Here is an 11910-nt window from a genome sequence, read left to right on the forward strand (position 1 = left end):
TCTTTCAGCTACCCACGTAGGCGCGGGCTATGGAGGAAAGTGCGGCTTCATTCGCATCCGTCCAGGCGTCCATGGACAGCCCCGCCCCCGAGAGCTCCAGACTGACGAGTCCGTGGACTTGCCCCCAGACTGCCATGGCGACTGCGGCCGGAGGTCCAGCTGCAGGTGCGTTCTCAAGCAGTGCAGACACGGCAGCCACCAGTGGCGCCAGCGCTTCATGGAAAAAGTCCAGCGCTCCCTCACGGCGATCCCCTGATCCTTGCCAGCCGGCAAACATGAGCAAGTGAAGCACCGGTTGTCACAGTGCCCATTCCCGAAATGCCCGACCCAGCGCCAGCAAGCCCCGCGGTGCTGCCGCGGACGCAGACGCCGCGAGCATGCGAAATTCTTCTTTAACATCGGCTGCCACGCCTTAGACAGCCGCGTCCATGCGCCTGATAAAAACTTTAGCGGTGTGCATAGGAGGTCTTGCCTTAGGCCCCACATTTTTCGCCTACTGGGAAAGCCCCGAGCATCGACAGGACTTTGCCGCCAGCGCTGGAGACCCCTTCACTTTGCCCCGTGGCGAGCGTTCATGAGGCAGAGCGCAGGAACGGCACGTCAGCGCTTGGGCCGCTGATCACCGCACCCCAGAACGACGGCGGCGGGTAACCTTTTTTTCAAAGGTTACCCGCCGCCGTCGTTCGCCACCGTGGATTAGTGAGTGTCTACGGCACTTACCTCGGATTTGTCCCCGCTCCACTGGGTGTGAAACGTACCTTCTTCGTCAACACGGTTGTACGTGTGGGCGCCGAAGAGGTCGCGCAGTCCCTGGGTCAGCGCGGCGGGCAGGCGCTTGCGGCGTAACCCGTCGTAGTACGCAAGCGAGGAAGAGAACACCGGAACCGGGATGCCAAGCTGAACGGCGGTGGACACCACGCGGCGCCAAGCTGGGAGAACCTCGGCAATTTCGGCTGCGAACGCCGGCGCGAACAACAGGTTCGCCGGCTTCTCTTCTGCCGCGTAGGCCTTTGTGATGTCCTTGAGCAGCTCTGCACGGATGATGCAGCCGCCGCGCCATAGGGAAGCGATCTCGTCAAGCTTCAGATCCCAGTTGTACTCGGTGGCCGCGGAGGTCAACATGTCGATGCCTTGGGCGTAGCTAATCAGTTTGGACGCATAGAGAGCCTGGCGGACATCTTCAACAAAGTCCGCGCCTAGTTCCACGGAAACCTCATGGCCGGTCAGGACCTCTTGGCCAATGGCACGCTGGTTGCGCTGGGAAGACAGTCCGCGAGCAAACACGGACTCGGCGATCGCCGAGGTGGGTGAGCCAAGATCAAGGGCTGACTGGACAGTCCAGCGGCCCGTGCCTTTCTGGCCTGCCGAGTCAACAATGACATCAACCAGCGGCTTGCCGGTCTTGGCATCAACATGACCCAGCACCTCGGCTGTGATTTCAATCAGGAATGAGGCCAGCTGCCCCTCGTTCCACTTCTTGAAGATCTCTGCCTGCTCAGCCGGTTCGATGCCGGCGGCGCTGCGGAGGAGGTCGTAGGCCTCACCGATGACCTGCATGTCCGCATACTCAATACCGTTATGGACCATTTTCACAAAGTGGCCGGCACCGTCAGTTCCAATCCATGCACAGCAAGGCTGGCCGTCCACCTTGGCGGAGATCTTTTCCAGCAGCGGACCCAGGGCGTCGTAGGATTCCTTGGAGCCACCGGGCATGATGGACGGGCCCAGCAGGGCACCTTCTTCACCTCCGGATACGCCAACACCTACGAAGTGCAAGTCTTTTTTGGCTAAGGCGGCTTCACGGCGGCGGGTGTCCTGGAAGTTGGAGTTGCCGCCATCTATGATGATGTCTCCGGCCTCCATGAGCGGCACGAGGGCATCGATCACCGAGTCAACGGGAGCGCCGGCCTTAACCATCATGAGCACGCGGCGCGGTTTCTCCAACGACTCTACAAGTTCGGCGAGCGTCTGGGTGCGCACGAAGTTTCCTTCGGTGCCGTGGGCATCCAACAACGCGTCGGTTTTTTCAACCGAGCGGTTGTGCAGCGCCACTGTATATCCGTTGCGGGCCAGGTTGCGGGCCAAGTTGGCGCCCATGACGGCTAGGCCAGTGACGCCCATCTGTGCTGTGCCAGTTTGTGCAGTGTCATTTTGTGCAGACATGCTACCTCCAGAGTGAATTGAACAGTTTCCTCCAGCATATCGGTGACGACTCAGGTTCCCCAGTTGGTTACAGGATTTTTCGGGCGGACAGGTGCGCGAACATGCTGGTGGTGCGCGGCTGAGCGGGCATACAGATGCTTGTCTCATTTGAGACTGGCTTTATAAAAATTTACGGGTCTGGAGCCGGACCCGAGTTTCTATGGACGTGGTTCAGTATTTTGTGTGCACTTCATTACGATGAAGATTATGAGCCCTAAAAATATTACGATTGCGATTGCTGTTCCACTCAGCTCCGAGCTTGTGGAGCGCATCAAGTCGGCGCATCCAACCGTGACCGTTCGCTATGAACCCGAACTGCTGCCACCGGAGCGGTTCCCGGCCGACCACGCAGGGGATCCGGCGTTCAAACGAACAGCCGAACAGGAAGCGCGCTATTGGAAAATGCTCCGCAGCGCCGATGTGCTCTACGGTTTTCCCAATGAAGATGCTCAGGGGCTGGCTAGCATCTCCTCAAGCCCGAAGCTGCGGTGGATTCAAGCCATGGCAGCCGGCGCAGGTGGCACCGTCAAGGCGGCCAACCTGTCCCCCTCAGACCTAGCGCGTATAACTGTCACCAGCTCTGCTGGCGTCCACGCCTTGCCACTAGCTGAATTTGCCATGCTAGGCATCCTGAACGGCTTCAAAGGCACAGTAGCGCTTGCCGCCGATCAGGCCGCGAAGCACTGGCCGGAGCTCCGGAGCCCTACACGTTTGCTCAGTGGCTCCAACGTAGTCATTGCCGGACTTGGCGAGATTGGTCTTGAAACTGCGCGCCTGGCCCGGGCACTAGGCATGAACGTCAGCGGCACCAAACGCAACGTAGAAGCCATCGACGGTATAGACGTAGTCACCGACACCGCCGGACTTCCCGATCTTGTGGCCACAGCCGACGTTCTCATCAACACTCTCCCTGGAACGCCCTATACGGAAAAACTAATCAATTCAAAAATCTTCAACGCCATGAAACCGGGCACGATTCTGATCAATGTGGGCCGTGGCACGGTTGTTGACGAGGAGGATCTCTTGGCAGCACTGAACAATGGCCAGCTCTCATACGCTTGCCTCGATGTCTTCGCCGAGGAGCCGTTGCCAACGAACAGTGAACTATGGTCGCACCCACTTGTGTTGGTCTCACCCCACTGCTCAGCCTTGAGTGCAGCGGAGAACCGTCTCATTGCCGAGCGTTTCATCGAGAACCTCACGCGCTTTCAGGCCGACGAGGAGCTATTGCACCCTGTGGATTCTGTCTACTTCTACTAGCTCACAGCTGCCACCACAGGGCCTCCACCGCAGAGGTAGAACGTCCGTTGTTGTGTTTTTCCCCTAGGAGAGGTATATTTTCTCCAGGCCTTCCCCTGTGGCGTCCCCCAATAGCCACAGTGGAAGGTCCACCAATTTAAGTGCCCGTTTTGAGAGTTTCTCCGGTGCTGCGGATTTTTTTGCCTCAAGTTTCAGCATGTGAAACTTCTTCTTGACCCCAAGCTGTGAACATCTGGCAATGGAGTGTGTCAGTTTGCATCTGGCCGTGCCAGTTGTTATATTTTTAGTACTGGTTCCCCACCACAGCGTCCCCCAATAGCTGTGGCGGGGAGCCTTTTATTTTAAGCAGCAGCTTGGGCCACTGCGGTCATTTGCAATCATTGGCCCCCATCAACTTGCCATCTGCAGTGGACCGCGAACCCGCCATGGCGCGCCATCAGCGTCACGCTCTAATTCCATGGTGACCAGCTCACTGCGCAGGTTACGCCCAAGACGAGCCTGTAAGCGCCACACCTGCACATCCACGCGCCCCTGCCCCTTGGGCATGCGCTGCGCATGTTTCCACCATTCAACCCGCTCATACCAACGCACAGGCTCGGCGCCCACCAGCCAGACCCGGCCATCTCGGTGAACAGCGGCAGGAACCCCTGCCGCGGTCATTGTTACCGTCACTTCTTCCACACCCGTTTTCATGTCACAGATGCTACGGACAGGGACTGACATTGGTGCCTGCCCATAGCGTGAGGTTGGAGATAATGACGCCTCCGCCGGGTCGGCGGTGGCGTCATTATCTCCAACCTCACGAAGAGGGGGCCAGCTACTTGAAGGCGAGCAGGCGCAGAAACTTCAGCTCCCCGATGACCGCAATATCCTGCCCGGTCGCAGCGAGCTCGTAGGCCCGCTTGACCTTGGCGCTGGGGCGCCCGCCCCGCTCCAACTCGGCACAGACAACCAGGGTAACTTTTTTCGTTGTGCTGTTGGCAATGGAGGCACCCCTGGCTGCCGCAGCGTCCTGGGCTTCCACCCTCGGCATGGCCGCCAGGTCTCCGCTAAATACTATTGTTTGACCAAAAAGGGGACCATAGGCATTTGCATTAGGGTTAGCCTGCGGTAGATCGGCCAGTTTTCTTGTGTAGCCCGCAGCGTAGTAGCTGGGCGTTTGCGGGGCGGCACTGCCGCCACCAGGCCAGAGAGCGGCCAGACTGGACACATCGTTGCGCCGGGCCAGTTCCAGGGCTATCAGGGCACTCGCCCGGGCGTCGTCACCGGCATCGTGGTGGTTGAAGGCCGGAAGTTCTAAGGCATCCACAACATCTGAAAGTGCGTAATGCTCCAGTTTCAAGAACTTGCGGGCGAGAGCCAGCGTGCAATGAAAATCCAGTGTGGGCGCTGGGAGCCCACACACCTCATTTGCCTTGGAAATCACTGACTTCTCAAAGCTAACGTTGTGGCCCACCAACGCATCGCCAGCAATAAAGTCCATCATGGGTCCGTGAATGCCACTCCAGCTAGGCATGTTGCGCACTTGAGTTGCGGTTATGCCGTGGATTGCCACATTGACAGGGTGGAACTCGTTGTAACCGGGCAGCGGATTCATCAACCACGTTGCCTGTTCAACAACAACTCCTGCCCGAACCTTCGTCAGACCGACTGCGCAAGCCGATGCCCGGAAGTTATTGGCTGTCTCAAAATCAATAGCTGTGAAAGATATCCCCTGCATGAGCTTCCCTAGTCAGTACTCGATAATGCCCAACACGTACAAAATTTGCTCAGCTCTCAACGAACAAAAAACCCCGTGGATTCTTAGCTTTCGCCTTGAATTCACGGGGTTTTCTTTGGTGGGTCCTACCGGGATCGAACCGATGACATCCACGGTGTAAACGTGGCGCTCTACCAGCTGAGCTAAAGACCCATTCATTGCTTAAGGCTTACAAGCATTGCGCTTGTTGGCCTGACCAACGAGAAACTACTGTACATCATGTTTTAGTGATTGCGCCAATCGAGCCCCAGCTCATCTGCCAAGTAACCCAGAGCCTCTCCCACACCAATATCCAACTTCACGTCAGCCAGCGGATCCCCCCTTGTTATACCCCGGTTGATAATCACCACGTGCTTGCCATCTTTGGCGGCTTTTTTTACAAAACGCAAGCCGCTCATGACTGTCAATGACGAGCCTGCAACAATCAGCAGCTCGGCCGAATCAACCATCCCAAAGGAGCGCAGCACCCTTTCCTTGGGTACGTTTTCACCAAAGAAAACGAAATCTGGCTTCAGCATGCCACCGCACAGAGGACACCTGGCAACTTGGAACTCGGAGATGAGCTTCTCGCCCTCCAGGTCAGCGTCAGCATCGGGCGCCGCCGAAACTCCGCCGGCGGCCACCACAGCGTCCAGGAAACCAGGATTGAGTTCAGTCAGGATGCCGGCAAGAAAAGTCCTGGAATACGTGTTGTTGCACCCCATGCACACAACCTGGTCAAACCGGCCATGCAGGTCAACCACATTGGTGGCTCCGGCGTCTTCGTGCAGACCATCAACATTTTGAGTGATGATGCCACTTGAGTACCCGCCACGCTCCAGCGCAGCCGCGGCATAGTGACCTAAGTTAGGAACGGCATGATGCATGTGGGTCCAGCCCACATGGTTCCTTGCCCAATATCTCTGCCGCAAGAGGGTGTCCCCCACGAACTCTTGGTAAGTCACGGGTTTACGCACCGGGGCATCAGGACCACGGTAGTCAGGTATGCCCGAATCGGTGCTCAGACCTGCCCCTGTCAGAAACGCAGCAGGGGATTCGCGCAGCAGTACCGTGAGGCTATCCAAGGCCTCGATGTCAGTAGCGGTCAACCCTGTACTGGTTGCTACGGCGCTCCTCACGGAATCAGGGCGCACGAAGCCTGTTTGACCGATTCCTGGGCGCACGCTGTCCATGGTCAGAGCCGCTCCATCGCCCGCCGGTACCGCGCAAGCTCACGGCCTTCTGCCGTAGGGGTGCTAAAAATATCGGCAATGACACCCTCAGCATTGATCAGGAACGTGCTGCGTCCAGCCATGCCACGGACAGAATCAAATACCTGATACGCGCTGGCAACTTCACCGTGCGGCCAGAAGTCAGCCAGGAGCTCAAAGTTGTAATCTTCGGCTTGCGCGTAGGCACGCAAGGTGTACTTGCTATCAACGGACACAGCCAGTACCCGCACACCAGCTTCGGTAAAATCAGCTAAATTATCGCGCAGTTCAGCCAATTCACTGGTACAAATACCAGAGAAAGCAAAGGGATAAAACACTAGGGCGACGGCGGTGCCACGCAACCCGGTGAGTGAAACTGGCTCACCAAACTGGTTTGGCAGGCAAAAGTCGGGGGAAGTGTCCCCCACTTGCAGACCTGGGTGCGTGACGCCGTCGTACATTACTGACGCTTGCGCGGAGCCAAGCGTGTTGCGGCCCAGTCAGTAGAGGCACCTGCCGTCGTTGTCACATGCAACCCTGCTGTGGGTGCGGCTTCCGCAATGTCCGCCGGTTCGACGAAACCTGCACGGCCCGGCTTGGGTGTAAGCACCCAAACAATCCCACCCTCATCCAGAGTGGTCAGTGAATCCACCAGGGCATCCACTAGGTCTCCGTCGTTTGCGCGCCACCAAAGGATGACCGCGTCTACAACGTCGTGATCATGCTCATCGAACATTGCAGACCCAATCAGGTCCTCAATGCTGTCGCGCAAGTCAAAATCAACGTCGTCGTCGTATCCGAGTTCTTGGACAAGATCCTCGTCCTTGAACCCCAATTTGTCTGCCACCTTGGCAACAGTGCCGGCGTCGGCCTCGCTCACGTTTTTCCTCCTGGGGTCAGCACCTGCGTGCCGGGTTGTTGATATGTATCCCCAGTCTAGGGGGGACAGCCCATATTGCCTCTATTTAAGGATCATTGACAATGCCTATCCTGCGAAAAACCAGTAAATAAGCCGATTTGGGTGTGATTTATATTACTCGCACAGCTTTGAGTTCCCTGCGCTGGTGAGCATGGTGCGGGTTCGGGCCGTAGTCATCCAATAGGCACAGCTACGCACAACCGCTAACGGCGGTCTAGAGTGTTTATACACGCCCATGGCCACAGCTTTGGGCCCCCCACACTGCTTTTAAGAGAGGTTGGACGTGGCTGCTGGAGACGAGAACAACTCCCATATCCTTAGCGGGTTGACTAATCAGCTCCCTGATCGTGATCCGGAAGAGACTGCTGAATGGCTTGAGTCTTTGGATTCGTTGATTCAGGAGCGTGGCACTGAGCGTGCCCAGTACATTATGCGTAGTTTGCTCCAGCGTGCTGGTGCGCAGAGTGTTGGTGTGCCGATGGTGACTACGACTGATTATGTTAATACGATTCCTGCTGATCAGGAGCCTGTTTTTCCTGGTAATGAGGAGATCGAGCGTAAGTATCGTGCGTGGTTGCGGTGGAATGCTGCTGTGATGGTGCATCGTGCGCAGGCTCCTGAGATTGGTGTGGGCGGGCATATTTCTACTTATGCTGGTGCTGCGACGTTGTACGAGGTGGGTTTCAATCACTTCTTCCGTGGCAAGGATCATGCGGGTGGTGGAGACCAGATTTTCTTCCAGGGTCATGCCTCGCCTGGTATGTACGCTCGTGCTTTCCTTGAGGGGCGTTTGAGTGAGGAAGACATGGATGGTTTCCGTCAGGAGAAATCCAAGGAAGGCCACGCGCTGTCGTCTTACCCCCACCCACGGTTAATGCCGGAGTTCTGGGAATTCCCTACGGTCTCGATGGGTATCGGGCCGATGCACGCTATTTATCAGGCGCAATCGAACCGGTATTTACATAACCGTGGCATTAAAGACACCTCTGAGCAGCAGGTCTGGGCGTTTTTAGGTGATGGTGAAATGGACGAGCCTGAATCGCGTGGGCTGCTGCAACTGGCCGCTAATGACAAGTTGGATAACTTAACGTTTGTTATTAACTGCAACTTACAGCGCTTGGATGGTCCGGTTCGTGGAAACGGGAAGATCGTTCAAGAACTCGAAGCGTTCTTCCGTGGTGCTGGCTGGAACGTGATCAAGGTTTTGTGGGGTCGTGAGTGGGATGACCTCCTTGCCCGTGATGAAGATGGTTCCTTGGTCAAGGTCATGAATGACACTGTTGATGGTGACTACCAAACGTACAAGGCAGAATCTGGCGGGTTCGTTCGGGAGCATTTCTTCGGGCAAACACCCCAGACTAAAGAACTCGCCGCGCATCTTTCTGATGACGAGGTTTGGAACCTCAAGCGTGGCGGCCATGACTACCACAAGGTCTACGCCGCGTATAAAGCTGCAAGCGAGTTCAAGGGCAAGCCCACCGTGATCCTGGCCCACACCGTGAAGGGTTACGGACTCGGGACACACTTCGAGGCACGTAACTCCACGCACCAGATGAAGAAGCTCACGCTCTCGGACTTGAAAGATTTCCGTACTCACCTGCGTCTGCCGATCTCTGATGAAGTCCTTGAAGCGGACCCGTACCGTCCCCCGTATTACCATCCCGGGATGGATACCCCGGAAATTCAGTACATGATGGAACGCCGCCGGGTCCTGGGCGGGTTCGTGCCCGAGCGCCGCTCTGAACACACCGCGTTAGAACTCCCCGGGGATAAAACCTACGAAGTCGCTAATCGTGGCTCGGGTAAGCAACATGCCGCGACCACGATGGCGTTCGTGCGTTTACTTAAAGACCTCATGCGCGATAAGGGTATTGGTCAGCGTATTGTCCCGATCATCCCGGATGAAGCACGGACCTTCGGTATCGATGCGTTCTTCCCGACCGCGAAGATCTACAACCCCAACGGGCAGAACTACCTCTCCGTGGACCGTGATCTTGTCTTAGCGTATAAAGAGTCCATTTCCGGGCAGATCGTTCATGCCGGTATTAACGAAGCAGGCTCCGTCGCGGCGTTTACCGCTGCCGGTACCGCGTACGCCACCCACGGGGAACCATTGATCCCGGTCTACGTGTTTTACTCCATGTTTGGTTTCCAACGCACCGGGGATCAGTTCTGGGCTGCCGGGGATCAAATGACGCGCGGGTTCATTATTGGTGCCACCGCCGGGCGGACTACCCTCACCGGTGAAGGCCTCCAACACGCTGATGGGCACTCCCCCCTCCTGGCCTCTACCAATACGGCAGTGATCACCTACGATCCCGCCTACGGGTATGAGATCGGGGTGATTATCCGCACCGGTCTAGAGCGGATGTACGGTAAAGACTCCACGGATCCTAACGTGATGTACTACATCACTGTTTATAACGAGCCGATCATTCAACCTAAAGCACCCGAAGATATCGATGTTGAAGGGATCACCCGCGGGATCTATCTGCTCAAGAAAAGCGAGCATGACGGGCCCCGTACCCAGCTCCTGGCTTCAGGAGTCTCCGTGCCCTGGGCCCTAGAAGCACAGCAAATCCTTGCCGATGAATGGGGGGTCGCAGCCGATGTCTGGTCAGTAACATCCTGGACCGAGCTCCGTCGCGATGGCCTCGCGGCTGAAGAAGACGCGTTCCTACACCCGGAAAAAGACCCACGCACCCCGTACATCACAGCGAAAATGGCTAACGCGCACGGACCCATCATCGCCGTGAGTGACTTCATGAAAGCAGTCCCGGATCAAATCCGTCAATTCCTGCCTAATGACTTCGCGACCCTCGGCGCAGACGGCTTCGGTTTCTCCGATACCCGCGCAGCAGCACGACGCTACTTCAAAATCGACTCTCACTCCATAGTGGTACGCACCCTACAAATGCTCGCTAAAAACGGTGACATCGACACCAACACACCACAACAAGCAGCCCAAAAATACGACCTCCTCAACATCAACGCAGGAACCACCGGCAACACCGGCGGCGACAGCTAACCAACAAGAGTTCGTTACCGGGTGCCTGATGTTGCTGTAGAGGTTCTACAGCAACACCAGGCACCCGCTGTACGTTAAGCCCCAGAAACACGCTACCTACAGGCAGGGCGACTAATTCTTGAGTTGTTGGGTTCACACAAATAACCTCTTCGAGCACTAAAGACATATCCTCTAGATATGGCAGTTACTAACAAGCCGGCGGGATCCCCCTCGGATAGTAAACCCGCCAAGAATTCAGCCAGCACAACAGGCAGTAAAAACGCACTACAACACAGGAGCCCTGGAATCAAGGACACGTCGGAGACTTTGGAGCGGTTGCGGGCCAATGTTGGCACTCTGTCAACAATGATGCGCCAAGAGCTTGAAAATACTTTGCCCTGGTACAGGAAACTCAGCGCTGATGAACGCTCGGCGCTTGGCCTGGTGGCACAGAATGGCATCACTGCATTTGTCTCTTGGTATGAGCACCCGTCCTCACCAAGCTGGGTTCTCTCCGATGTGTTTGGCACAGCACCCACTGAACTGACCCGTTCCATCAGCCTTCAACGTGCCCTGCAATTGATCCGCACAGTGGTCCAAGTCGTTGAAGACAGGGTCCCGGAAATAGCCGCCCCCGAAGAACAAGTGGATTTGCGCGAGGCAGTACTGCGCTATTCCAGAGAAGTGGCCTTCGCGGCAGCCGATGTCTATGCCCGGGCAGCAGAAAATCGTGGCGCTTGGGACACGCGCTTGGAAGCCCTCGCCGTTGACGGCATCCTGCGTGGGGAAAACACCGACGCACTGCAATCACGGATCTCCGCGCTTGGCTGGACCTCACACGGACACTTCACCATCATGGTGGGCGCCGCACCCCAGGAAGCCAACGCCTTATTCTTAGCCACCCTCCGCAGGGCCGCCGGGCGTTTTTCCGAGGATGTGATGGTGGGTATCCAAGGTGACAAACTCATTTTGGTGCTCGGAAATGTCACCGATCCGGAATCTGCCTACATCCGCCTGAGCGAACTTTTCGCACCCGGCCCTGTTGTTTACGGCCCGCTGGCCCCCACGTTGGCTGAGGCCACGGGATCGGCCAAGGCTGCTTTTGCCGGTATCTCCGTGGCTAAGGGATGGTCCTCTGCCCCACGCCCAGTTTCCGCGGATGACCTTCTGCCTGAGCGAGTGATCGGTGGCGATGAATCCGCCAGACGCGCACTGTTGCTGAGCATCTACCGGCCACTTGTGGCCGCCTCCAATGGTTTGATCGAAACGCTCATTAGCTATCTCCAAGGCGGGCATTCACTGGAAGCCGCCGCCCGGGAACTCTTTGTGCACTCCAACACGGTCCGTTACCGCTTGCGACGCGTCTGCGACGTCACTGGCTGGGATCCGCTGGTTCCGCGTGAAGCGTTTGTCTTGCAGACAGCGATCATCGTGGGCAGACTTGCCACGCCCGCCAAAGTCATCTCTTCTAAGCCGGTGCCAAAGGCAGCGACCAAGTCGTTGCCGGGCAAACAGGGCCTGCCCACGCACCGCGAAGGATCCGGATGAGAATTTAGTTCTTTTCGCCTAAAAG

General features: G+C 57.0%; 11 protein-coding genes and 1 tRNA gene. 3 read left to right on the forward strand and 9 right to left on the reverse strand.

The window, feature by feature from the left end; genetic code table 11:
- Positions 1-4: 4 nt before the first annotated feature.
- Together QMG40_RS02920 and gndA are read right to left on the reverse strand one after the other, a co-directional pair.
- Positions 5-277, reverse strand: a complete 273-nt coding sequence (locus tag QMG40_RS02920) for a WHG domain-containing protein (protein WP_283528606.1) — start codon at positions 275-277, stop codon at positions 5-7.
- Positions 278-696: 419 nt separating this feature from the next.
- A complete protein-coding gene (gene gndA / locus QMG40_RS02925; RefSeq protein WP_283527716.1) occupies positions 697-2163 on the reverse strand; it encodes an NADP-dependent phosphogluconate dehydrogenase in 1467 nt (488 codons plus the stop codon).
- A gap of 237 nt (positions 2164-2400) precedes the next feature.
- Here gndA and QMG40_RS02930 point away from each other — a divergent pair, with 237 nt between their 5' ends.
- Positions 2401-3462 (forward strand): D-2-hydroxyacid dehydrogenase, encoded by a 1062-nt coding sequence (locus QMG40_RS02930; RefSeq protein WP_459252954.1) that lies wholly within the window; start codon positions 2401-2403, stop codon positions 3460-3462.
- Between the two features lie 63 nt (positions 3463-3525).
- Here QMG40_RS02930 and QMG40_RS02935 read toward each other — a convergent pair whose 3' ends face one another.
- The 7 genes from QMG40_RS02935 to QMG40_RS02965 form a co-directional block, all read right to left on the reverse strand.
- Positions 3526-3660, reverse strand: a complete 135-nt coding sequence (locus QMG40_RS02935; protein WP_283527720.1) for a hypothetical protein — start codon at positions 3658-3660, stop codon at positions 3526-3528.
- A 192-nt stretch (positions 3661-3852) separates the two neighbouring features.
- Positions 3853-4155, reverse strand: coding sequence for a hypothetical protein (locus QMG40_RS02940; protein WP_283527722.1), 303 nt, complete (start codon positions 4153-4155; stop codon positions 3853-3855).
- 124 nt (positions 4156-4279) lie between these two features.
- The gene (locus QMG40_RS02945) at positions 4280-5182 is read right to left on the reverse strand and encodes an exonuclease domain-containing protein (protein ID WP_283527724.1); all 903 of its coding nucleotides are present in this window, start codon (positions 5180-5182) and stop codon (positions 4280-4282) included.
- A gap of 116 nt (positions 5183-5298) precedes the next feature.
- Positions 5299-5374: transfer RNA gene (locus QMG40_RS02950), tRNA-Val, on the reverse strand.
- 71 nt (positions 5375-5445) lie between these two features.
- Positions 5446-6393 carry a Sir2 family NAD-dependent protein deacetylase gene (locus QMG40_RS02955; RefSeq protein ID WP_283527726.1) on the reverse strand — a complete coding sequence of 316 codons (948 nt, stop codon included), beginning with the start codon at positions 6391-6393 and terminating at the stop codon, positions 5446-5448.
- 2 nt (positions 6394-6395) lie between these two features.
- Positions 6396-6872, reverse strand: a complete 477-nt coding sequence (locus QMG40_RS02960) for a peroxiredoxin (protein ID WP_283527728.1) — start codon at positions 6870-6872, stop codon at positions 6396-6398.
- On the reverse strand, positions 6872-7291 hold the full coding sequence (locus tag QMG40_RS02965; RefSeq protein ID WP_283527730.1) for a DUF3052 domain-containing protein: 420 nt from the start codon (positions 7289-7291) through the stop codon (positions 6872-6874). The genes QMG40_RS02960 and QMG40_RS02965 overlap by 1 nt, the downstream gene beginning before the upstream one ends.
- A gap of 322 nt (positions 7292-7613) precedes the next feature.
- Between QMG40_RS02965 and aceE the strand changes: the two genes are divergently transcribed.
- Positions 7614-10358, forward strand: a complete 2745-nt coding sequence (gene aceE / locus QMG40_RS02970; RefSeq protein WP_283527732.1) for a pyruvate dehydrogenase (acetyl-transferring), homodimeric type — start codon at positions 7614-7616, stop codon at positions 10356-10358.
- A 177-nt stretch (positions 10359-10535) separates the two neighbouring features.
- Entirely contained in the window at positions 10536-11885 is a 1350-nt protein-coding gene (locus QMG40_RS02975) for a PucR family transcriptional regulator (protein ID WP_283527734.1), read from the forward strand.
- The last annotated feature ends 25 nt before the right edge of the window (positions 11886-11910 follow it).

It is taken from the genome of Arthrobacter antibioticus (assembly GCF_030063205.1).
Classification (GTDB): Bacteria; Actinomycetota; Actinomycetes; order Actinomycetales; family Micrococcaceae; genus Specibacter.